Origin of the sequence: Amycolatopsis sp., from assembly GCF_035276945.1 — a bacterium.
Lineage (GTDB): Bacteria > Actinomycetota > Actinomycetes > Mycobacteriales > Pseudonocardiaceae > Amycolatopsis_E.
The window spans coordinates 69,136-90,819 of record NZ_DATELF010000159.1 but is presented as its reverse complement, the minus strand read 5'-3'; the positions used below and the strand labels follow the sequence as shown (position 1 = coordinate 90,819).

21 protein-coding genes and 1 pseudogene are annotated in these 21,684 nt (G+C 71.0%); 10 read left to right on the top strand and 12 right to left on the bottom strand.

Annotated elements, in window-relative coordinates:
• Positions 1-307 (bottom strand): annotated as a pseudogene (locus VJT49_RS29150) (alpha/beta hydrolase); the annotation flags it as partial.
• A 200-nt stretch (positions 308-507) separates the two neighbouring features.
• On the opposite strand from VJT49_RS29150, the gene VJT49_RS29145 reads away from it, so the two are divergent.
• On the top strand, positions 508-1,302 hold the full coding sequence (locus VJT49_RS29145) for a hypothetical protein (protein WP_324168160.1): 795 nt from the start codon (positions 508-510) through the stop codon (positions 1,300-1,302).
• A gap of 88 nt (positions 1,303-1,390) precedes the next feature.
• On the opposite strand, the gene VJT49_RS29140 is transcribed toward VJT49_RS29145, so the two are convergent.
• From VJT49_RS29140 to VJT49_RS29130, 3 genes are all read right to left on the bottom strand, one after another.
• Positions 1,391-2,422, bottom strand: a complete 1,032-nt coding sequence (locus VJT49_RS29140) for a ferrochelatase (protein ID WP_324168159.1) — start codon at positions 2,420-2,422, stop codon at positions 1,391-1,393.
• Positions 2,423-2,627: 205 nt separating this feature from the next.
• Positions 2,628-3,395: an enoyl-ACP reductase FabI gene (fabI, locus tag VJT49_RS29135; RefSeq protein ID WP_324168167.1), complete on the bottom strand. Its 768-nt coding sequence runs from the start codon at positions 3,393-3,395 to the stop codon at positions 2,628-2,630.
• A 115-nt stretch (positions 3,396-3,510) separates the two neighbouring features.
• Positions 3,511-4,215 carry a beta-ketoacyl-ACP reductase gene (locus tag VJT49_RS29130; RefSeq protein WP_324168158.1) on the bottom strand — a complete coding sequence of 235 codons (705 nt, stop codon included), beginning with the start codon at positions 4,213-4,215 and terminating at the stop codon, positions 3,511-3,513.
• A 311-nt stretch (positions 4,216-4,526) separates the two neighbouring features.
• Between VJT49_RS29130 and VJT49_RS29125 the strand changes: the two genes are divergently transcribed.
• From VJT49_RS29125 to VJT49_RS29105, 5 genes are all read left to right on the top strand, one after another.
• Positions 4,527-5,822 carry an MFS transporter gene (locus VJT49_RS29125; RefSeq protein ID WP_324168157.1) on the top strand — a complete coding sequence of 432 codons (1,296 nt, stop codon included), beginning with the start codon at positions 4,527-4,529 and terminating at the stop codon, positions 5,820-5,822.
• Between the two features lie 4 nt (positions 5,823-5,826).
• Entirely contained in the window at positions 5,827-6,489 is a 663-nt protein-coding gene (locus tag VJT49_RS29120) for a response regulator transcription factor (protein WP_324168156.1), read from the top strand.
• Between the two features lie 3 nt (positions 6,490-6,492).
• Positions 6,493-7,854, top strand: coding sequence for a HAMP domain-containing sensor histidine kinase (locus tag VJT49_RS29115; RefSeq protein WP_324168155.1), 1,362 nt, complete (start codon positions 6,493-6,495; stop codon positions 7,852-7,854).
• A gap of 187 nt (positions 7,855-8,041) precedes the next feature.
• Positions 8,042-9,004, top strand: a complete 963-nt coding sequence (locus tag VJT49_RS29110; RefSeq protein WP_324168154.1) for a TAXI family TRAP transporter solute-binding subunit — start codon at positions 8,042-8,044, stop codon at positions 9,002-9,004.
• A gap of 61 nt (positions 9,005-9,065) precedes the next feature.
• Positions 9,066-9,530: a tRNA (cytidine(34)-2'-O)-methyltransferase gene (locus VJT49_RS29105; protein ID WP_324168153.1), complete on the top strand. Its 465-nt coding sequence runs from the start codon at positions 9,066-9,068 to the stop codon at positions 9,528-9,530.
• A gap of 28 nt (positions 9,531-9,558) precedes the next feature.
• On the opposite strand, the gene VJT49_RS29100 is transcribed toward VJT49_RS29105, so the two are convergent.
• The 5 genes from VJT49_RS29100 to VJT49_RS29080 all read right to left on the bottom strand — a co-directional run bounded on the left by VJT49_RS29100 (position 9,559) and on the right by VJT49_RS29080 (position 13,779).
• Positions 9,559-10,539: a VWA domain-containing protein gene (locus VJT49_RS29100; RefSeq protein ID WP_324168152.1), complete on the bottom strand. Its 981-nt coding sequence runs from the start codon at positions 10,537-10,539 to the stop codon at positions 9,559-9,561.
• Positions 10,540-10,576: 37 nt separating this feature from the next.
• A complete protein-coding gene (locus tag VJT49_RS29095) occupies positions 10,577-11,506 on the bottom strand; it encodes a DUF58 domain-containing protein (protein ID WP_324168151.1) in 930 nt (309 codons plus the stop codon).
• A complete protein-coding gene (locus tag VJT49_RS29090) occupies positions 11,503-12,570 on the bottom strand; it encodes a MoxR family ATPase (protein WP_324168150.1) in 1,068 nt (355 codons plus the stop codon). The genes VJT49_RS29095 and VJT49_RS29090 overlap by 4 nt, the downstream gene beginning before the upstream one ends.
• Positions 12,571-12,673: 103 nt before the next feature.
• Entirely contained in the window at positions 12,674-13,246 is a 573-nt protein-coding gene (gene mobA, locus VJT49_RS29085) for a molybdenum cofactor guanylyltransferase (protein ID WP_324168149.1), read from the bottom strand.
• Between the two features lie 32 nt (positions 13,247-13,278).
• On the bottom strand, positions 13,279-13,779 hold the full coding sequence (locus tag VJT49_RS29080; protein ID WP_324168166.1) for a carboxymuconolactone decarboxylase family protein: 501 nt from the start codon (positions 13,777-13,779) through the stop codon (positions 13,279-13,281).
• A 146-nt stretch (positions 13,780-13,925) separates the two neighbouring features.
• On the opposite strand from VJT49_RS29080, the gene VJT49_RS29075 reads away from it, so the two are divergent.
• Complete coding sequence (locus VJT49_RS29075) at positions 13,926-14,402, top strand: MarR family winged helix-turn-helix transcriptional regulator (protein ID WP_324168148.1); 477 nt, start codon at positions 13,926-13,928, stop codon at positions 14,400-14,402.
• Positions 14,403-14,433: 31 nt separating this feature from the next.
• Positions 14,434-14,766, top strand: coding sequence for a metalloregulator ArsR/SmtB family transcription factor (locus VJT49_RS29070; protein WP_324168146.1), 333 nt, complete (start codon positions 14,434-14,436; stop codon positions 14,764-14,766).
• Positions 14,767-15,962: 1,196 nt separating this feature from the next.
• Here the strand turns inward: VJT49_RS29070 and VJT49_RS29065 are convergent.
• Entirely contained in the window at positions 15,963-16,769 is an 807-nt protein-coding gene (locus tag VJT49_RS29065; protein ID WP_324168145.1) for an alpha/beta hydrolase, read from the bottom strand.
• Between the two features lie 89 nt (positions 16,770-16,858).
• The gene (locus VJT49_RS29060; RefSeq protein WP_324168144.1) at positions 16,859-18,106 is read right to left on the bottom strand and encodes a serine hydrolase domain-containing protein; all 1,248 of its coding nucleotides are present in this window, start codon (positions 18,104-18,106) and stop codon (positions 16,859-16,861) included.
• A 197-nt stretch (positions 18,107-18,303) separates the two neighbouring features.
• Between VJT49_RS29060 and VJT49_RS29055 the strand changes: the two genes are divergently transcribed.
• Both VJT49_RS29055 and VJT49_RS29050 read left to right on the top strand, forming a co-directional pair.
• The gene (locus VJT49_RS29055; RefSeq protein WP_324168143.1) at positions 18,304-19,617 is read left to right on the top strand and encodes a sensor histidine kinase; all 1,314 of its coding nucleotides are present in this window, start codon (positions 18,304-18,306) and stop codon (positions 19,615-19,617) included.
• Entirely contained in the window at positions 19,605-20,258 is a 654-nt protein-coding gene (locus VJT49_RS29050; RefSeq protein WP_324168142.1) for a response regulator transcription factor, read from the top strand. The genes VJT49_RS29055 and VJT49_RS29050 overlap by 13 nt, the downstream gene beginning before the upstream one ends.
• On the opposite strand, the gene VJT49_RS29045 is transcribed toward VJT49_RS29050, so the two are convergent.
• Positions 20,248-21,573: an NlpC/P60 family protein gene (locus tag VJT49_RS29045; protein ID WP_324168140.1), complete on the bottom strand. Its 1,326-nt coding sequence runs from the start codon at positions 21,571-21,573 to the stop codon at positions 20,248-20,250. The two genes, VJT49_RS29050 and VJT49_RS29045, sit on opposite strands and share 11 nt — an antisense overlap.
• Positions 21,574-21,684: the final 111 nt, after the last annotated feature.

Sequence of the window (21,684 nt, the reverse complement as noted above, 5' to 3'; positions counted from 1 at the left end):
CCAGCCCGGATCCGCCCGGGCCACCCGGGTTGAGCAGCAGCACACCCCGCCGGGCGGCCGGCTTGGCGCTCCGCACCCGGGAGATCACCACATCGATGCGTCTACCGCCGGGCTGCCGGTAGTCCAGCGGCACGGACAGCGTCGCACACTGGAGTCCGGCCGCGAGCGGCAGCTGCGCGGCCTCGGTACTCAGGGTGCCCTTGAGGCACGGTCCCCAGCTCACCGCTTCGCCGGCCGTGGCGGGCGCCGTAAGCCCCGCGGCCACCAGCACCGCGGCTAGAGCACGGAGAAGCGCGTTACGCGTCAAAAGAACCACCCCTTGTGTGGAAGGACCTGCGGAGGCCGCTCCACGGTGAAGGAGGATCAGCACCGGCCCGTCATCTTCCAGAGCCAGTCATCCCCCAGGGCCAGTCATCCCCGGTGCCAGTCATCCCCCGGTGCCAGTCATCCCCCGGTGCCCGGAGGGCTGGCGGAGACATTGCCGCGCCTGCCGTATTCTGAGTTCTCGTGTGCTGTCCCAGTGCGACCCTGGCCGTGTGGACCTCGGCGTGGCTGTCCGGTGCCGCCGCTTCGGACGACGTACTCGACGCTCTCCTCGTGTGGGGCGAGGCCCATGAGGTCGTCGCGGGCGACGCCGAAGCCGCGGTGACGCTCGACCTTCCGCTCGCCGGCGACTTCCCGGTCACCCCGGTGCAGCTGCTCGCCGCGCTACGGTCACGGAGCGCCGGCGGGGCGCGGCTGGTGCTGCCCGTGCCCGGGGACGTGCGCGGGCTCGGCGGCGGTGGCACGTTCACCGAAGCGGCGCTACGCGTGGGAGAAGCGATGCTGCTGCCCGCCCTCGGGTTCGGCCTGGTGCCGCACGCGATCGCCGAAGGGCTCGTGCGCTGGACAGTGTACAAAGTGGACTGTCGGGGGAGCGCCGACCCGGTGGGTATCGGCGAAGCCGAGCACGGCCTGACCGACGCGATCCGCGATTCCGCGGGCACGCTGCAGGCACTCGACCTGGCGCGCGACCGGCCCGGCGTCAGGGCCGAACTGTCCGCGTGGCTCAAGGCCCGGCCGAAGCTCATGTGGCCGGCGGGCACGCCGGGGCGGGCGCTGCGTGTGCTGCAGCGCGCGGACGAGATCGGCGCCATCCTCGCCCTGGCCGAGGCCGACGATCCGGGCGGCGCCCTGTCCGCGTCGGCCGCCCTGCGCCGCGCCGACGCACTACGGCCGCTGGGCGAGGCCGTGCGCGTCGCGCGTTACGCGGCCGTCAACGAGGCCGTCCGCCTCCTCACCGAACACAACCGGCAGCCATGAAGTGTTCAAAGCGGCTTGCGTGGCGGTGCGGGTAGCGGAACGAGCTGGCGGCCTCACCGCGAGCGGCTCCGCCGCTTTCAAGCACGGCTTAGCGGCTTCTCCTGACGGGTTCGCAGCAGCCGACCGCGCAGGGCGCTCCGTTGACGGTGCAACCCGCCGCCGGGAAGTTCGACAGCTTGCGCGCCGGTGCGCCGGAAAGGTGTTCGCGAACCAGTTCCACGACGAGCTCGGCGAACCGGCGATCCCCGCCCGGTGTGGCCACCCGCGCGAAGCCCATACCGTGCTCGGCGGCGCGTTCGGCGGCTTCGTTGTCCAGGTCCCAGATCACTTCCAGATGGTCGGAGACGAACCCGGCCGGGCACACCACGACCGCACCGACGCCCTGAGCGTGGAGCGCGTCGATGTGGTCGACGATGTCCGGCTCCAGCCACGGCACCTGCGGCGGGCCGGACCGCGACTGCCACACGACGTCGTAGGCGTCCACCCCCGCTTCCGCGGCGACCAGCCGGGCGGCTTCGGCGATCTGCCGCGAGTAACGGCGCCCGCCCTCCTCCGGCGGCCCAGAGGCCCGGTCGGCGCTTTCCGGCACCGAATGCGCGGTGAAGACCGTCCGCGCGTCCTTCAGTTCCGCGAGCGCGCCGCACAACCCGTCGGCGAAGGCGCCCACGAACAGTGGATGGTCGAAGAACTGCCGCAGTTTCACCAGTTCCGGCGCATCCTCGCCGACCGCGGCCCGCGCGCGCTCGATGTCCTCGTCGTACTGGCGGCAGGCCGAGTACCCGCCGTACGCGCTCGTCGGGAAGACCAGGGCGCGACGCACGCCGTCGGCCCTCATCTGCGCGACGGTTTCCTCGACCATGGGATGCCAGTTCCGGTTGCCGAAATACACCGGAAGCTCGATGCCCTGCGCCGCGAGTTCCTTCTTCACGGCGGAGATGGCCTCCCGGTTGAGCCGGTTGATCGGCGAGACGCCACCGAAATGCCGATAGTGCTCGGCGACCTCGGCCAGCCGCTCGGGCGGCACACCCCGGCCGCGCGTCACGTTCTCCAGGAACGGCATCACTTCGTCGGGTCCCTCGGGTCCCCCGAACGACAACCACAGCAGCGCGTCGTAACTCACGGACGCCATCTTGCCGCCGTGACAGCGCAGACGCCGCACGGGGGCCACCCGTTGCGCAGGCGGGCCTTCACCTCGCGTGGTCGGATCGAGGCGGCAGCCGGGACACCCCACCGACTACCGGCACTTTCGCGAAGCCCTGATGCCACAAGGCCACTTCAGGGGCGTCCCCTGAAGTGGCCTTGCCGACCTGTCAGTAACTTGCCTGTCAAAGACCCATCGCGTGCACGCCGCCGTCGACCCAGATCATCGAACCGGTGGTGGCGGGCAGCCAGTCGGACAGCACGGCGCAGATGCTCTTGGCCACCGGAGTCGCGTCCTCGGCCTTCCAGCCCAGCGGGGCACGGTCGACCCAGCCGCCCTCCAGCTCGCCGAACCCGGGAATCGACTTGGCGGCCATGGTCTTCAGCGGCCCGGCCGAGACCAGGTTCACCCGGATCCCGTGCGGCCCGAGTTCCCGCGCCAGGTACCGGTTGACCGACTCCAGCGCCGCCTTCGCCACCCCCATCCAGTTGTAGGCGGGCCAGGCGACCCGGGCGTCGAAGTCCAGGCCGACGATCGACGAACCCACCGACAGCAACGGCAACGCCGCGACGGCGAGGGACTTGAACGAGTACGCCGACACCTCGACCGCCACCGACACGTCATCCTTGGGCGCGCTCAGAAACGGCGCCCCGAGGCAGGTCTGCGGGGCGAACGCGATCGCGTGCAGCACCCCGTCCAGCCCGTCGACGTGCTCGCGCACCCGGTCGGCCAGGGTGTCCAGGTGCTCCTGGTTCTGTACGTCGAGCTCGACCACCGGGGCCGGCTCGGGCAGCCGCTTCGCGATCCGCTCCACCAGCGACAGCCGGTCGAAGCCAGTGAGCACCACCTTCGCTCCCTGTTCCTGCGCCACCGTGGCCGCGTGGAACGCGATCGACGCGTCGGTGATCACGCCGGTGATGAGCAGCCGCTTACCTTCGAGCAGTCCGGGCACGCTGGTCCTTTCCCTTGTCCATTCCCCAAAACCCTCTGTCATCCCCAAAACCCTCTGTCCATTCCCAAGAACCCTCTGTCCATTCCCAAGAACCCTCTGTCCACTCCCAAGAACATCAGTGGCCCATACCGAGGCCACCGTCGACCGGCAGCACCGCCCCGTTGATGTAGCCCGCCTGGTCCGAGGCCAGGAAGCCCACCGCCGCGGCGATCTCGGCGGGCTCCGCGTACCGTCCCGCGGGGATCTGGGCCAGCGCCGCCGCCCGCTGCTCCTCGTTGAGCGAGTCGGTCATGTCGGTCACCACGAAGCCGGGGGCGATCACGTTGGCGGTGATGTTGCGGGAGCCCAGTTCGCGGGCGAGCGACCGGGCCAGACCCACCAGGCCCGCCTTGCTCGCCGCGTAGTTCACCTGCCCCGCGCCGCCGGACAGCCCCACCACGGAGGAGATGAAGACGAACCGTCCCCACTTCGCCCGCAGCATCCCCCGGGAGGCGCGCTTGGCGACCCGGTAGGCGCCGGTCAGGTTCGCGTCCACGACCCGGGTGAACTGTTCCTCGCTCATCCGCATCAACAGCGTGTCGTCGGTGATCCCGGCGTTGGACACCAGCACCTCGACCGGCCCCTGATGCTCCTCGACCTGCTTGAACGCGGCGTCGATCTGCTCGGAGTCGGTGACGTCGGCTTCGACGCCGAACAGGCCCTCCGGCGCCCCGGATCCCCGGTGCGTCACGGCGACCTTGTACCCCTGCCCGGCAAGGCCCTGGGCGATGGCCAGGCCGATGCCGCGATTGCCGCCGGTAACGAGAACGGACCGTCCCACCTGTACTCCTCGCACTCGTTTCGTCTCAAGGTGACGGGCTGAGGTTAACCGCTGTCCCGGGGCCTGGCATCACCTGTGCCGCTACCGGGCGGTAATAGCCCTAAGGGACTGTTAGGGCTTCCCCGCCGGCCTTGCCCGGAGGACGGATGATCACCGAACGTGGTTGTGGTCACAGTGCTTTCGACGCTTTCGACGCTTTCCACGCTTCCGCGCTTTCCGCTTTCCGCTTTCCGCTTTCCGGAGGTGCAACCCCAGGCCGCTTCGTCCTCTGGGGGTGCAACCTCCAGGCCCCCGAGACAAGGAGTCCGCCCATGACGACGCGAATCGCCGGACCCCCGCGGCGGCGGGTGGTCAGCAACATCCTCCGCGGCTCGATCGGCAACCTGATCGAGTGGTACGACTGGTACGCCTACACCGCGTTCAGCGTCTACTTCGCCGCGACCTTCTTCCCCAGGGGAGACCCGACGGCGCAGTTGCTCAACACCGCGGGGGTGTTCGCGGTCGGCTTCCTGATGCGTCCCATCGGCGGCTGGATCCTCGGCCGGTACGCCGACCGGTTCGGCCGCCGGGCCGCCCTGACCCTCTCGGTCACGCTGATGGCCGGCGGGTCCCTGCTGATCGCGCTCACCCCCGGATACCACTCGATCGGCATCGCGGCGCCGATCCTGCTGGTGCTCGCCCGGCTGCTGCAGGGAATTTCGGTGGGCGGCGAATACTCGACCTCGGCGACCTACATGTCCGAAGTGGCCACCCAGGAGCGGCGCGGCTACTACTCGAGCTATCAGTACGTCACGCTGATCGCGGGCCAGCTGGTGGCGCTCGCCGTGCAGATCGTGCTGCAGCAGGTGCTCACGACGCAGCAGCTGGACAACTGGGGCTGGCGGATCGCGTTCGCCATCGGGGCGCTCGGCGCGCTGATCGTGCTGTACCTGCGGCGCGGGATGGACGAGTCGGCCAGCTTCGAGGCCGTCCGCGACGGCGAAAACGCCGCCGCGCGCGGGACCCTGCGCGAGCTGATGCGCCATCCCCGGGAGATCGCCCTGGTGATCGGCCTGACCATGGGCGGCACGCTGTTCTTCTACACCTACACCACCTACCTGCAGAAATTCATGGTCAACACCAGCGGGATCAGCAAGCCCGCCGCGGCCTGGATCAACTTCTGCGCGCTGGTGGTGTTCGTGGTGCTGCAGCCGATCTTCGGCGCGCTGTCCGACCGGGTCGGCCGCCGGCCCATGCTGATCGCCTTCGGTGTGCTCGGCACGCTGGTCACGGTGCCGTCGCTGACCCTGCTCGCGCACACGAAGAACCCGGTCTACGCGTTCGTGCTGATGACCGTTCCGCTGGCGATCAGCGCGACCTACACCTCGATCAGCGCGGTGGTGAAGGCGGAACTGTTCCCCACCAACATCCGCGCGCTCGGGGTCGGCCTGCCGTACTCGCTGGCCGTGGCGATCTTCGGCGGCACCGCCGAGTACATCGCGCTCTGGTTCAAACAGGCCGGGCACGAGTCCTGGTTCTTCTGGTACGTGACCTTGTGCGTGTTCTGCTCCCTGCTGATCTACGTCCGCATGCGGGACACCGCCAAGGATTCCCGGATGAACGCCTAGAGTCATGGCTGTGCACGTACTTCTGGTCGAGGACGACGACGGTGTCGCCGAGGCACTGCTCGACTCGCTGGACTCGCACGGCCACCGCCCCACCCGGGTCCGCCGCGGCGCCGACGCGCTGCTCGCGCACCGCGAGGCCGAGCTGGTCCTGCTCGACCTCGGGCTGCCCGATCTGGACGGCCTCGACGTGCTGCGGAAGCTGCGGGCGGTCACCACGCTGCCGATCATCGTGCTCACCGCCCGCGGCGACGAGCGTTCGGTGGTCCGGGGGCTGCGCCTGGGTGCCGACGACTACCTCGTCAAACCCGTGCGGTTGAGCGAACTTCTCGCCCGGATCGACGCGGTGAGCCGCCGGACCACGGCGGGAAAGCCGGCTCCGCGGACGGTCGTCGTCGGTGACGTCGAGGTCGATCTCGAGGCGCGGCGGGTGCTGGTGGGCGGGGCCGAGGTGGAGCTGACGCCCAAGGAGTTCGGCGTGCTCGCCGCGCTGGCCCGGCGGCCCGGCACGGCGGTCAGCCGCCAGCAGCTGATGGACGAGGTGTGGGGCGACGCCTACCTGGCGGTGTCCCGGTCGCTGGACGTGCACCTGACCCAGTTGCGCGCGAAGTTGCGCCGCCCGGAGCTGCTGACCACCATCCGTGGCTTCGGCTATCGCCTCGGTGAGTGAGGAGTGCGCACCCGGGTGCTGGCCGTCCTGCTCGCGTTCGTGCTGCTGGCGACGGCCGGGTTCGCCATCCCGCTCCTGACCGTCACCGCCACGCAGCGGACCCAACAGCTCCTGCTGGCCCGCGCGGGTGACCTCGACCGGTTCGCCGCGCTCGCGGACGATGCCGCCACGACGGGCGACGAGAGCACCGTGACCGCCGAGGCGACCCGGTACACCGAGCTGTACGGAGAACCGATCGTCGTGGTGACGGCGCGACGCGTGCCGGTGGTCGCCACCGGCGGGATGACCGCCGCCGAACCCGCGGTGTCGCAACTGATCGACACCGCGCTGCGCAACCAGCGGACCAATCCGGCCGGCACGATCTCCCCCTGGTCGTCGGCTCCGGTACTGCTCGCGCGCCCGGCCGGGGCCGGCACCCGCGTTTCGGGCGCGGTGGTGTTGCGGGTCTCGGTCCAGGCCGCCGCCGCGGACGTCGCGCACAGCTGGACGTTCGTGCTCGCGGGCACGGCGCTGTTCACCCTGGCGTGCCTCGCGCTCGCGCTGGCGGCCACCCGGTGGGTGCTCGGCCCGCTGCGCCGCCTCGATCACGCCGTGGGGAGGCTGACCGCGGGCCTGCCGCCCGAGCACCCGCGACTGGCCGGGCCGCCCGAGCTCCGCAAGCTCACCGCCGGGTTCAACCGCATGTCGGACACCGTGACCTCGGCACTGGAACAGCAGCGCCGCCTGGTCGCCGACACCTCCCATCAGCTGCGGAATCCGATGAGCGCGCTGCGGCTGCGCGTCGACACGCTCCGGGCGCACCTGCCGGAGTCCGCGGCGCGGACCTACGCCGGGGCCGTCGGTGCGCTGGAGAGGATGGAAAACCTGCTGGACGGCCTGCTCACCCTGGCCGGCGCGGAACACCGCGCGGGTGAACTCGCCGTGGCCGGCACGAACGGGGTTTCCTCGGACGTCAACGCCGTCGCGGCCGCGCAGGTGCACCTGTGGCAGCCGGTCGCCGAGCGGGCCGGTGTCGAACTTGTCCACAATGGACTTTCCGGCACGGTCTCCGCCACCGAGGCGGAACTGGCCCAGGTGCTGGACGTGCTGCTGGACAACGCCATCAAGTACGCGGGGCGCGGGGCCAGGATCGAAGTGCGCGGCCGGGACGGGATGCTCGAAGTGCGCGACAACGGACCGGGCCTCACCGAAGCCGAGCTCGCCCGGGCGCAAACCCGGTTCTGGCGCGCCGAGCGGCATCGAAGCAGGCCCGGCACCGGGCTCGGACTCGCCATCGCCGAGCGGCTGGTCGCCGGGCGGGGCGGGCGCATCGAACTGTCGGCGGCCACCCCGCACGGGCTTGTGGTCCGGGTGGTGCTGTCATGACACCCCAGGTACCGCGCGGCCGCCGAACCGGCCACGGCGCACGCCCCGGCGAAGCTCTGCTTCGCGGGGGCACGGCCCTGCTACCGGGGCGGCAGGGCGCCGTTCAGCGCGGCGTAACCGGGCTCGTCACGATCGCCCGCGCGACCCCATCGCGGTCGCGCGCGAAATCGCGGAAGAAGCGGCACCCATGATCAGGCGGCGGACGTTCCTCGTGGCCGGGCTCGCCGGGGTGACCGGCGCGACCGTGACACTGGCGGGCAGCGCGCCGCCGGGCGAGGCGGGACCTGCCGGTGAGGTGCGGATCGCGACCGGTGAAGAAACCGGCTTCTACCGGGCGTTCGGCCAGTTGCTCGCCGCTGAGCTGACCGCCGCCTACTCCCGCCTGCGTTGCACGGCACTGCCGACCGAGGCGAGCGTGGCGAACCTCGGGATGATCGACGCGGGCCAGGCCGAACTCGCGATGACGCTCGCCGACATCGCCGAGTCCGCCCTCTCCGGCAGCGCACCCTTCTCCCGCCCGGTCGCCTTGCGTGCGCTCGGCCGGGTCTACGAGAACTACCTGCAACTTGCCGTGCTTGCCGATTCCCCGATCACGGCCGTGCCGCACCTGGCCGGGCGGACGATCTCGCTGGGCTCGGCCGGATCGGGCGGCGCCGTGCTCGGCGCCCGGCTGCTGCGGGTGGCCGGTCTGCCGGACGTGCGCGCGCTCCACCTGTCGATGGCGCAGGCTCGCGACGCGCTGGCGACGCGCGCCATCGACGCCATGCTCGTGGCCGGCGGTGTACCGCTGCCGGTTCTGTCCACATTGGACGAAGAGGTCGGCATTCGCCTGCTGCCGCTGAGCCCGTTCCTGCCCGCGCTGCGCTCCCCCGGCCGGATCGGCTACGAATCGGTGCGGGTGCCCGCCGGCGCGTACCGCGGCGGCGGGGAAGTGGACACCATCGGCGTGGCCAACCTGCTGGTGTGCCGGCCGGACCTGCCCGGCGACGTGGCCGGCGGGGTCACGCGCGTGCTCGCCCAGCGCGCCGGTGAGCTCGTGCCCGCGCAGGCCGTGGGCACCCAGTTCCTCGACGTCCGCTCGCTGATCGGCACCGGCGCGGTTCCGCTGCACCCCGGCGCGGCCGCCGCCTACCGCGCCCTCCACGGCTGACCCGCGCGGGTGTGGTGGGATGCTGACCGGCAAGACCCGCCCGAGGAGCCCCTGAGAAACGATGTTCCGCATTCTGTTCTACCGGCCGGAGATCCCGCCCAACACGGGCAACACGATCCGGCTGGCCGCCAACACCGGCTCCCAGCTGCACCTGGTCGAGCCGCTGGGGTTCGCCTTCGAGGACAAACACCTCCGCCGGGCAGGGCTGGACTACCACGACCTCGCCTACGTCCGCGTCCATCCCGACCTGGACTCCGCCTGGCACGCGCTGCTGCCCGCGAACGTCTACGCGTTCAGCTCCCATGCCGACCGCTGCTACACCGATGTCGCCTACCAGCCCGGTGACGTCCTGTTCTTCGGCCCGGAATCGGCGGGCCTGCCCGAGGAGATCCAGCGGCTGCCGGAGATCACCGACCGGCTGCGGGTGCCGATGATGCCCGGGTCGCGGTCCATCAACCTGGCCAACACCACCGCGATCGCCCTGTACGAAGCCTGGCGCCAGCGCGGTTTCGCGGCCGGCGGTTGACCTCGCGGGCCTCGGCCATCGCCCGGGACTAGGGCAAGCGCTGCCCCAGGAACAGGGAACTGCCCGCCGCCACGATGAGCGACAGGGTACCGAGCATCACCCACGGTTTGCTCGCGTCGGTCTCCTTCATCTCGTAGCCGATCTGCTCGCCGAGGTCGGCGTACACCTGTTTGAGCTGCTCGGCCGACCCGGCCTGGTAGAACTCTCCGCCGGAGAGCCGCGCCACCTCCTGCAGCGAGCCGTCGTCCACGTCCACCGGTACCTCGCGGCCGTCGATGGTGACCGTGCCGTGGTTGGTGCCGAAGGAGATGGTGGAGATCGGCACCCCCTCCTTCTTCGCCTCCTGCGCCGCGGTGAACGCCCCGCGCGGGGCATACAGGTCGTCCGGAACGGTCTGCTTGCCGTCGCTCATCAGGACGACCCGCGCGGGCGGCGGTCCCTCCGCGCCGCCGACGACCGACGAAAACCCCTGAATCGCCGTCAACGCGGCGAAAATCCCTTCCCCGGTCGCGGTCGACTGCGCGAGTTTGAGGTTGTCGATCGCGGTGACCACCGGCTGCCGTTCGGTGGTCGGCTGCTGCAGCACGGTGGCGGTGCCGGCGAAGGACACCAGGCCGAGGTTGATGCCGGGCGTGAGCCCGTTGGCGAACGCGGTCGCCGCGTCCTGGGCCGCCTTGATCCGGGTCGGCCGGACGTCGGTCGCCTCCATCGACAGCGACACGTCGATCACCAGCATCACGGTGGCCCGGTTGCGCGGGACCTTCGCCTCCGCGGTCGGCCCGGCGAGCCCGACGGTCAGCAGGACGAGCGCGACGATGATCAACGCGGCCGGCACGTGGCGCGGCCACCCCTGGCTGCGCGGCGCGACCTTGTCCAGCAGCTCCAGGTTGGTGAAGCGCATGGTCCGCTTGCGGCGCACGCGCTGGGCGACCAGGTAGCCCAGCAGCACCGCCGCCGCCACCACCAGCAACAGGAAATACCAGGGCGCGGTGAACCCACTGACACTCATGCGGTTCCCTCCGCGGCCTTGCGCGCGACCCGCACGCTCATGCCGCGCCTCCCGACCACCGCCGCTTGCGCGCCACCACGAACCGCACCGTGTCGGCGATCCAGTCCGAGTCCGTGCGCAGCACCAGGTGCGCGGCCCCGGCCTGCCGCAGGGCCCGTGCCACCTGGTCGCGGTGCGCCTGCGCGGCGGCGGCGAACTCCCGGCGCAGCAGGGCGGACGTGCGCACCTCACGCTGCCGCCCGGTTTCCGGGTCGGCCAGTACGACGGTGCCGACCTCCGGCAGGTCCACGTCCCGCGGATCGAGCACCTCGATGCCGATCAGCTCGTGGCGCGCCGACAGGCCCCGCAACGGCCGCTGCCAGTCGATCGGGCCCAGGAAGTCCGACACCACGACCACCAGGCCGCGCCGCCGCGGGGGCCGGCGCAGCTGTTCGATCATCGCGGCCAAGTCTCCGCGGGTACCCTCGGTCGCGCGCGGCAGCTCGGCGACCTTGCGCAGCAGGCTCCGCGAATGGGCCTGCCCGCCGCGCGCCGGGATCCGGGCGGTCTCCGCGCCGCTGGACATGACCGCGCCGAGCCGGTTCCCGCCGCCGCCCGTCAGGTACGCGATCGCGGCGACCGCGCAGACGGCCAGATCGCGCTTCTCGCACAGCGCGGTGCCGAAGTCGAGGCTCGGCGAGAGGTCCACGGCCACCCAGGTTTCGAGTTCACGGTCCGCGACCGTCTCGCGGATGTGCGGGACCGTGGTGCGCGCGGTGACCGCCCAGTCCATCCGGCGCACGTCGTCACCGGGCTGGTACGGTCGCGCCTCCCCGGGTTCGGATCCTGGGCCCGGCACCAGCCCGAGATGGTTGCCCTGCAACAACCCGTCCAGGCGCCCGCGCACCTCCAGTTCGAGCGTGCGCAGCCCGGCCTCGAGCCGGTCCCCGGCCAGGACCGGTGGTGCCCAGCGGGGTCGTTCACTCACCGGTTTGGCGCTCCCATCGGCACCGGCTGGCCGGGACCGCCCTGCGGCCGGGCGGAGACCTGCGGCAGCGGCACCGTCTGCAGCACCCGGTTGATGATGTGGTCCAGCGGCACCGCGTCGGCCAGCGCGTCGTACGACAGCACCAGCCGGTGGCGCAGCACGTCCGGCACCACGTCCACGACGTCCTGCGGCAGCACGTAGTCGCGCCCGCGCACCAGGGCCAGCGCCCGCGCCGCCGCGATGATGCCGAGGCTCGCGCGCGGCGAGGCGCCGTAGGAAACCCACCCGGCCACGTCGGCCAGCCCGTGCTCGGCGGGGGTGCGGGTGGTCAGCACGAGCCGCACCACGTAGTCCACCAGTGCGTGGTGCACGAACACCTTCGCCGCCACGCCCTGCAGCCGCACCAGTTCGGCCGGGCTGAGCACCTCGTGCGGCTCGGGCGGGGTCACGCCCATCCGGTAGATGATCTCGCGCTCTTCCTCGGCCGTCGGGTAGTCGACGACGATCTTGAACAGGAAGCGGTCGCGCTGCGCCTCGGGCAGCGGGTAGACGCCCTCGTTCTCGATCGGGTTCTGGGTGGCCAGGACCAGGAACGGGTCGGGCATCGGGAAGGTCTTGCCGCCGATGGACACGTGCCGCTCGGCCATCACCTCGAGCATCGCCGACTGCACCTTGGCGGGCGCCCGGTTGATCTCGTCGGCGAGCACGAAGTTGGCCACCACCGGACCGAGCTCGACGTCGAACCGCTCGCTGCCCTGCCGGTAGATCCGGGTGCCGAGGATGTCGGCGGGCACCAGGTCGGGGGTGAACTGCACGCGGGAGAACGAACCGCCGACCACCCGCGCGAAGGTCTCCACGGCGAGGGTCTTCGCGACGCCGGGCACGCCCTCCAGCAGCAGGTGCCCCTTGGAGAGCAGGCCGACCAGCAACCGCTCGACCAGGCGGTCCTGCCCGACGATGACCCGCTTCACCTCGAGCACGGTGCGCTCCAGCAACTGCGCGTCCCGCGCCGGGGTGGTGTCCTGCTGCCCGTTCCGGCCCTCCGGGTAGCCCGGCTCGGTCACGTTTTCCCCTCCTTGCTCACGTTCGCCTCCTGCGACCGTACCGATAGTCAACTCCGCGGGCGGTATGAGGGCTGTAAGCCCTGCGTGATCGGGTTAAAAACGCTCAGTTGACGACCGGGGGCCTCCCCGTGAGCCGGTCGAGGTCGGTGGGGGTGTCCACATCGGCGCTCTCCCCCGGTGCCCCGGGAACCGCCACGATGGACAGACCGCCCAGCACCTTCCGCAGGGACGCACCACTTGGTTCCGGCGGCAGGACGGCACGCAGCTTCGTGGTCCGCCATGCCCCGATCAGCCACTGCCACCTGCCCTCCGGGTCGACGAGCACCGCCCCGTCCGCCTTGCCCAGCGCGCGCACCAGCTTGTCCACAGTGGACGATTGGACCCCGGTGAGGTCCGCCGCGAGGACCGCCACCACCTCGGGATACCCAGGTGACAGCGCGGCGAGCCCCGCGGCGAGCGCGGCGACCGGTCCCCCGCCTGGCGGATCCTCCCGCGTCCACCTCACACCCGGCAGGCCCGGCCGCCGTGGACCGACCACGACGACCGGCCGGGCCGCGCCGAGCGCGTCGACCGCCCGGCGCAGCAACGGCGTCCCGCCGACCTCCAGCATCGGCTTGTCCACACCGGACAGCCGCCGGGCGGCGCCGCCCGCCAGCACGATCCCCGCCAGCTCCATGACCCGAGTCTGGCACCTCACCGTCGCCGCGGTCAGGCCACCTGAGGGTGCCACGCATACGGCTTCAGCCGGTCGTCCAGCGGGGCCTGGACCAGGCGGTTGGCCAGTGTCGACAGGGTGTATGCGCCAATGCCCAGAACCACCTCCAGCGCGTTCTGGGCGGTGTAGCCGCGTGCGAAGAAGTCCTGCAGCGTGGCGTCGTCGACAGCCCCGGAGGTCTCGAGGACCGCCAGCGTGAACACCCTGATGGCCTCGAGCCGCTCGTCGTCCAGGGACCGGCTGTCCCGCAGTGCCGCGATGAGCCGGGCATCGGCGTCCATGCCGGTCAACTTGGCGGTGTGCATGGCGACGCAGATGTGACAGGCGTTGCGGGTGGCCACGGTGAGGATGAGGACCTCGCGGGCGAGCGGGTCCAGGGTCGTCGCCTCGAACAGGCCACTGACCTTCAGGAAGCCGTCGAGCAGGTGCGGCGACGAGGCGAGTCTGGCGACCGCGGGCGACAGATGTCCCAGGTTCCGGACGGTGGCGTCCATCGCGCGACGAGCCGCGGGCGGGGCCGACTCCAGGGTGTGGGTGATGAAGACATTCTCGGACACAGCGACTTCTCCTATACTCGTCAACGTGGTTGTCGAAAAGGTAAACCAGGTTGTCGAATTTGGCAAGCCCCCGGGCGGCCACCATGACTGAGCCCGCCCGGGACGAGCCAGGCTTCATGCTGCCGCTACTGCTGTTCGCGGGCTTTCGCACGCTGATCGACCAGCTGCACGCCGAGCTGGCCCGCCGGGGACATCCCGAGGCTCGCCCGGCCCACGGCTTCGCCCTGCAGGCCATCGGCCGCGACGGCGCCACCGCCAGTGAGCTCGGCAGGCGGCTGGGCATCTCGAAACAGGCGGCTGGAAAGACCGTGGAACGCCTGGAAAGCCTGGGCTACGCCGAGCGCGCCGACGACCCGGCGGATGCCCGGCGCAAGCTCGTCCTGCTCACCCCGCGCGGGCTTGACGTCCTGACCCGCTCCGCCGAGATCTTCGAAGAACTCCGGGCACAGTGGGGCTCCGCCGTCGGCAGGGAAAAGGTGCGCGAACTGGAAGCGACACTGCGGACCGTGGTGCCCGCGACCGCCTTCCGGCTCGACGCGCCAGGCTGGTTCGGCGGTTGAAACATACCCATATGGGAATACAATCGAGGTCGTGGCACACGCGGCGACTACGGCGGATGTGTTCAACGCGGTGGCCGAACCCCGCCGGCGGCGGATCCTCGATGTGCTCGCCGCCGGTGAGCGTCCGGTGAACGACCTGGTCCGGCTCCTGGGGCTGGGCCAGCCGCAGGTGTCGAAGCACCTGCGGGTACTCCGCGAGGTCGGCGCGGTCGACGTGCGGGAGGACGGGCGGCAGCGGCTGTACCGGCTCAACGGCCGCGCGCTCAAGCCCATCCACGACTGGGTCAAGAAGTACGGGCGTTCGTGGTCGGAACGGTTCGAGATGTCCTGTCCGGCCGAAGTTGGCGGAGCAGGCTGCCGCTGACCCGCGGTCCGCCAACTAGCCCGAGTTTCCGGCTTTGGCCGCCCGCATTCGGCATTACCGCAGATCAGCGGCCACTTTTCATGATCGTGAGTGTATTACCCACCGCCGCCATCGCGTACCCGCAGGTTATCGGTTCGAGTTGTCCGCGATCTGGTGGCACGAGGTGCCGCCGGCGATCATGGCTGCCATAACAGTGGGTAATACGGCGATTGAGGCAAAAACCCAAGTCCCGCAACGGAAACATGTATCTCGATCACGAAAACCCGGAAACTCGGGCTAGGTCCGGACGGCGCGATGCCAGTCTGTCCGGACCTGGTTGGCGGATTCTGAGATCGCACCGCTCGATGCCCGTCGTTGGGTACGTTGCTGGCTTCCAGCGAGGCGTGTTTCGCAGTCCGTGCAACAACACGGCGTGAGGCTCGGAGTCACGGCCGTTGTTCTGCCGGTTCTCGCTCTGCGGCTTCAGCGAGCTGGCTGGCCAGTGTCTTGAGGGCTTGGCGTAGTTCGTCGGGGCGGTGGATTGTGAAGGGCCATTCCAGGGAGGCGAGTAGGTGAGCCATGCCGTCCAGGCGTTCTGCGTAGGCGCGCATGAGGACGCCCTCAGAGATAGTCGCCGTTGTCGGATTCGTCCGACCCACTCGCTGCCCGACCAGGCGTTGAACTCCTTGATACCGACCCATTCGGGCGGTTTCGTGGTGGTGTTCGCCGAGATTTCGAGCGCCGAGGCGAACAGCTCCATCTCGCGGGACCAGTCGCGCATGATCACGGCGTTGAGGGTGCGGTGGTGCAACATCATGTCGCCGCCGCGGTGGTGCAGGCCGAACCAGTGGGCGCTGTGTCTGCGGCTCGGGCACGCCGGGCATTCTCCAGGCCGATCTCGGCGCCGCAGGCACCGACCCGCCATGTAGCCCCGAACCCCGCCACTACCTCCGCCAACCAGGCCCGAACACCGCCATCTTCGCCCGAACAGGACAATTGTCCGATCCGCGCGAAGGTGGCGAAGCACGGGCTGCTGACCTGCAGTCCGCCCAGTAGGTCCGGACAGACGGCGGACCAGGTGCCCGGATCGTCACCGTTGGATGCAGTACGCGGGCCCGGCCGAGCCGGGCGAGCTTGTCGAACGCGGCGGTGACGGCCCTGCGGCCACGCGGAAAACTTCACATCGTGTCCGGATTCCCCGCGCGGGGATGGGCGGATCACCAGGCCGCTTCGGCGATCGCGTCGACCAGCAGCGGGCCGTCCAGCAGCGCCGGATCGTTGTGACCGGCGCCGGGCACCTCGACCGTCCGGCCGCCCGCCGCTTCGGCGACCGCGCGGCTCTGTGCCGGGGGCACGATCGAATCGGAGGTGCCGTAGACGACGGTGACGGGCGCGCGAACCCGTCGCAGGTGGGCGGCGGCCGGGAACTTGTCGAGCAGGAGCAGGCGAACCGGCAGGAACGGGTAGTGCCGCTGCCCGACCGAGGCGAGATCCACGAACGGCGAACGCAGGACCAGGCCGGCCGGCGGGTGCTCGGCGGCGAGTTCGGCGACCACCGCCGAACCGAGGCTTTCGCCGAAGTACACCAGCCGCTCCGGCGGCACTCCCTGGTCCCGGACCAGGAATTCGCGAGCCGCCCGGACGTCCCTGGCCAGCCCGGACTCCGTGGGTTTCCCGTAATTTCCGCCGTAGCCGCGGTAATCGAGCAGCAGCACGGAAAGGCCGCGCTCGCGCAGCGCCCGGGCCAGCGGAACCCGGAGCGACCGGTTTCCCGCGTTGCCCGGGGCGACCAGGACGGTCGCTCGCGCGGCGGCGGCCGGGAAGTACCAGGCGGTCAGGCGCAGGCCGGCACCGGTGACCAGGGTGACGTCCCGCCCGCCGGGCAGGACGTCGGCCGCGTTCGGCACCGGCCCGCCCGACGGCAGGTAGATGAGTTTGCGCTGCAGGGCGAAAACGGTACCGAGCACCACGGCCACAATCGTGACGGCCACCGCGAGCCCGATCAACACCCGCCCGGAAAACACTGGTGGCCCCCTCTACCGGAAACCGGCTTCGGCGGACTCATTCTCCGCCACACCGACTCCGCCCTGTCCGGCAGGATGTCGGCAGCGGGCTAGGCCCCGGCCCGCCCGCAGAAGGTGACCTGCGTGATGGCGAGGAGCTTGGGCAGGGACGTGCTGTCGTCGTCGAACGCCGTGGTGTTGACGGAGATCACCAGACTTCGTCGCCCGTCGCGGCTCGCGAACGACATGCCGGCGTAACCGACGATTCCGGCGCCGTGACCGTAGAGGACCTGCCCGCCGCATTCCGGCGGCATCCGCAGCGTCATGATGCCGAGCCCGTAGCCTGCGATGCCGCCCAGCGTCCCCCCGGGATAGGGGCGCAGCATCTGGGCCAGCAGGTCGGCCGGGAGCAACCGGCCCGCGAGCAGGGCGGCGAAGAACGCGTGCAGGTCGCGGGCCGAGGAAATCATCTCCCCGGCCGCGTCCGCCCACGAGGCGTTGTATTCGGTGGCGTCGACCAGGACGGGCCGGTCGTCACGGGTGACGGTGACATAGCCGTTCGCGTGCGGTCCCAGGATGCCGGGGTCGTCGCCCGGCACGGTCGTCTCGGTGAGGTGCAAGGGCTGGAGCAGCCTGGTCCGGACTTCCTCGCCCCATGGGCGTCCGGTCACCGCGTGGATCAGCATGCCGAGCAGCACGTAGTTGGTGTTGGAGTAGTCGAGCCGGGTGCCGGGCGGGAAGGCGAGCGGGTGGGCGGTCGCCGTGGCGACGAGTCCGCGGGGGTCCCAGTGCCGCCAGCGGTCGCGCAGAACCTGGTCCGGGGTGACCATGATTTCCCGGCCGTAGTCGGCGATTCCACTGGTTTGCTGGAGCAGCTGGCGCACGGTGATCGGGGGATAGCTCGCGGGGAGTGCGCCGGGCAGGAACCGTTGTACCGCCTCGTCGATGCCGAAGCGGTGTTCGGCGGCCAACTGCAGGATCACCGTGGCGACGAACGTCTTGGTGATGCTGGCGATCCGGAACCGGCCGTCGGCCCGCACCGGTTGCGAGGTCGTGGCGTTCGCGCGCCCGGCGGTTACGCGTACCTGGCCGTCCCGACCCTCCGCGGTGTCCTCCGCAGTGGCCTCCACGGTGGCCTCCACGGTGTTGTCCGCAGTGGCCTCCACGGTGTCCTCCGCAGTGTTCTCCGCAGTGGCCAGAATGCCAAGGACGGATCCGCCCGGCGCCTGCCGGACGGCCGTGGCGACCGCGGCCGCGTCCAGCGGGGGCAGTGCCGCGGTCGCGCCGCCGGCCACGCCGGAACCGCCGAGCACGACAGCGGCCAGCAGAACGAACAAGGATCGGACAGGTTCGCGCATCGTCGGCCTCCTGGAGATCGTGAGGCCGGTAGTCGACCACCTCGCGCGGCGCTCGCGCAGTGCGGCGGACGCGGTAGTTCGCGGCTGGGGGTTGGCACCACCAGGGCTGCGCCGGCCGGACGCCACGGGACTCGGCCGGACCGGGCAATTTCGCCGGCGAGCCGGTTCGGTGGCAGTGGTGTCGGCAGAATCGGGTCGTGAACAGGGTCAGCTCGTTTCCCTCGGTATCCGTGATCCTGAGCGTCGCCACGGTCACGACAGGGCTGTTGACCGTGGCCGCGATGGCGTCACGCCCGGTGGTTCCGGCGGAGGCGACGGTGCCCGTGCTCGCCGTGGGCCTCTCGTTCGCGGCGATCGGCCTGATCTGCCGGATTCAGCTCGGAGTGGGCGGCGCGAGCCTGCTGATCGGCGTCCTCGGGGTGGGGTGGCTGGTCCTGCTGGCGTCGGCCTCGGCGGCCGGCTCCCCCGCGTTCGGCGGCGCGGTGGTCACCAATGTCGTGGTCGCCGCCCTGGGGCATCTGCTGCTGGGCCAGGTGCCGTCGAGGTTGTCCGGGGCCGCAGGGCGAAAGGTGGCGACCGCGGGATACGCGACCGCCGTCGCCGCTGGTCTCCTGACCGGTCCGCCCGCGGCGCGTCCGGTCGGCGCGGCTCTGGTGGCGCTGGCGGTGGCCGGTGTATTCGCCGTCGTGGTGCTGCGGATCCGCGAGAGTGAGCGGGCCACCGCCAGGACGGCGTTGCCGGTGTTGTTACCCGCCGGCGTGGCGCTGGTGGCCTGTTTGTCCGCCACGCTGGCCGGCCTGGACGGCGACCCTCCGACGTGGCTGATGCACAGCTTGTTCTGGTTTCTCGCGGTGACGCCGGTCGGATTCCTGATCGTGGTGGCTCGCCGCGCCCTGGCCCAGACGAGGGCTTCACGGGCACGCGTGCTGCACGCGGCCGACGCCGAACGTCGCCGCATCGAGAGAGACCTGCACGACGGCGTCCAGCAGCACCTGGTTTCGGCCGCGGTCCTGCTCGACCTGCTCGCCCGCCGCCTCGACGGGACCGAAGCCTCAGGCACGCTGCAAAAGGTGGCGGCGACGCTGACTGGCGCGCGCGACGAGCTTCGGCACATCTGCCGCCGCATCAATCCGAACGCCCTCGCCGACGACGGCTTGGACGCCGCGCTCGCCGAGTTGGTCTGGCACATCCCGCTGCGGGTGACCGTCAGCGGCCGCGCGGGCCCGCTGCCCTCGGAAGCCGCATCGGCCGCCTACTACGTAACCGCCGAAGCCTTGACCAATACCGTCAAACACGCCGGGGCGACCGCGGCACATGTCGAACTCGCCCGCGACGCGACCGGGCTGCGCATCGTCATCACCGACGACGGCCGTGGCGGCGCCGACCCGGCCCGGGGCACCGGGCTGCGAGGCCTGACCGATCGCGTCGAAGCAGCCGGGGGACGCCTGGACGTCCGCGACCGCCGGCCCGGTGGCACCGTTGTGGCCGCGAGAATCCCGTGCACGTCGTAATCGCCGACGACTCCGCGTTGATGCGCCATGGCCTCAGCCTGATCCTCTCCGAGGCCGGCTTCACCGTGGACGCCGCCGTGGCGAACGCCGACGACCTGCACACGGCCGTCCGGGCGCACCGGCCGGACGCGGCGGTGATCGACGTCCGGATGCCTCCTACGCACACCGACGAAGGACTCCGCGCCGCCCGCGGGATCCGCGCGGAGTGCCCCGAGGTCGGGCTTCTGCTGCTGTCGCAGTACCTCCGGGTCGGGCAGGCGATCGAGTTGCTCGACGGCGGCGCGGCCCGGGTCGGGTACCTGCTGAAGGACCGGGTGGCGCACACCAGCGAGCTGGTCGCCGCACTGGAGCGGGTGGCAGGCGGAGGAACGGCGCTGGATCCCGAAGTCGTGGCGGCGCTGCTGCGCCGGCGCTGCCTCGCCGACCCCGGCCTGGGCACGCTCACCCCTCAGGAGCGGCGGGTGCTCGGCCTGATGGCCGAGGGACTCAGCAACAGCGCCATCGCCACCACCCTCGTCGTCACCATCCGCACCGTCGACAAGCACGTTTCCGCCATCTTCGCCAAACTGGGACTGCACCCCGGCGACCACCACCATCGCCGCGTCCGTGCCGTGCTCGCCCTGCTGGGCGCTAGCCGATGAGGCGGGTGGCGTTGGGGAGGATCTCGCGGTACCGGACCCGTGTCACGCGGACGACCTGGCCGGACTCGGGGGCCTCGATCATCATGCCGTCGCCGAGGTAGAGGGCGACGTGGTGGATGGAGCGGCGGCCCCAGAACAGCAGGTCGCCCCGGCGCATCTGGGACAGCGGCACCTGCCTGCCCGCGGTGTACTGGTAGCCGCTGTAGTGCGGCAGCGACACCACGCCGGCGAAGGCGTAGACCATCAGGCCCGAGCAGTCGAAGCCGCGCTTGCGGAAGTCGCCGTGGGCGTCGGCGACGCCGCCGTCGCGAAGGCCCAGCGTCGGCCCGTCGGCGTTCCCGCCGCCCCACGCATAGGGCATTCCGGCCTGCGACATCGCCCGTGCGATCACGCGCTCGACCGCGGCATCCGACGCCGGCGCGGCGACCAAACCGTTCCGCACCACCGAAGCCCGTGTGCCGTTCGCGACGAAAACGATCTTATGAACCGCTTCCTGCTCCTCGCGCTGCCTCAGCGCCAGCCAGTCCTGGTAGCGCTGCCGCTGGTTGCGCAGCCCGTCCACCTGTTGCTGGGCGGCGAAAAGCTGTTGCTCGACGCTGTTCCTGTCCGCCTCCAGCCGGGCGGTTTCGGCAGCCTGGTCCTGCCTCGCCTGTTCGGCCGTGGCCCGCGCGGCGTCGGCCTCGCTTCTGGCCAGATCGGCGGCGTCCTTCTGCTGCTGGGCGGTCCGGAGGGCTTCGCGGGCGGCCGCGTCCTTGTTCGCCTTGTCCGTGCGCGCCCGTTCCATCGACTCCAGCGCGCTGAACCGGTCGAGGCTCACCGACGACAGCAGTTGCTCGCGGGCGAGGAAATCCCGGGGACTGGTGGCACCGAGCAGGGCCGAGATCGACCCCATGGTCTGGCCCTGCTGGAAGGTGACGGCGACGAGCCGGTCGAGATCCGCCCTCGCGAGGTCGACCTGCGCGGCCGCCGCCTCGGATTCCTTGCGGGCGGAGACGGCCGCGGCTTCCGCCGCGTCCGCGGCGTCCTGCGCGGCCCGCAGGTCTTCGAGCGCCTTGTTCGCCTGCTCCAGTTTCAGCTCGACGTCGTCGGAAAGGGCCGACAGGCGGGCCTCGGCCGCGGCGAGCCGGCTGGCCAGGCGGCCCACCTGAGTGGCTTTCGCGCCGGCCAGGGCACGGCCGGCGTCGATTTCGGAGTCACTCGGGTTGGGTGGCGGGGGTGGCGCCGCGGCACTCGTCGCCGCCGTGGTCACCAGGACCGCGGTAGCCGCCGTCGCGACAGCCAGACCAGTCAGCCACGTCTTTCCTCGTACTCCCACTCCCGCCGCCTTCCACTCGAAACTTGCCGAAATGTTTCAGTTCCGTCACAGATCTAGCAGAGAATTCACAGGTCCCTTCGGGTGTGCTAGCGACGATCCCCATTTCGAGGG

What these genes read in the sequence shown, in the direction of transcription:
- VJT49_RS29125 (WP_324168157.1), top strand. Translation starts at nt 4,527, where the DNA reads ATGACGACGCGAATCGCCGGACCCCCGCGGCGGCGGGTGGTCAGCAAC.
- VJT49_RS29120 (WP_324168156.1), top strand. Translation starts at nt 5,827, where the DNA reads ATGGCTGTGCACGTACTTCTGGTCGAGGACGACGACGGTGTCGCCGAG.
- VJT49_RS29110 (WP_324168154.1), top strand. Translation starts at nt 8,042, where the DNA reads ATGATCAGGCGGCGGACGTTCCTCGTGGCCGGGCTCGCCGGGGTGACC.
- VJT49_RS29105 (WP_324168153.1), top strand. Translation starts at nt 9,066, where the DNA reads ATGTTCCGCATTCTGTTCTACCGGCCGGAGATCCCGCCCAACACGGGC.
- VJT49_RS29100 (WP_324168152.1), bottom strand. Translation starts at nt 10,539, where the DNA reads ATGAGTGTCAGTGGGTTCACCGCGCCCTGGTATTTCCTGTTGCTGGTG.
- mobA (WP_324168149.1), bottom strand. Translation starts at nt 13,246, where the DNA reads ATGGAGCTGGCGGGGATCGTGCTGGCGGGCGGCGCCGCCCGGCGGCTG.
- VJT49_RS29080 (WP_324168166.1), bottom strand. Translation starts at nt 13,779, where the DNA reads ATGGACGCCACCGTCCGGAACCTGGGACATCTGTCGCCCGCGGTCGCC.
- VJT49_RS29075 (WP_324168148.1), top strand. Translation starts at nt 13,926, where the DNA reads ATGACTGAGCCCGCCCGGGACGAGCCAGGCTTCATGCTGCCGCTACTG.
- VJT49_RS29060 (WP_324168144.1), bottom strand. Translation starts at nt 18,106, where the DNA reads ATGCGCGAACCTGTCCGATCCTTGTTCGTTCTGCTGGCCGCTGTCGTG.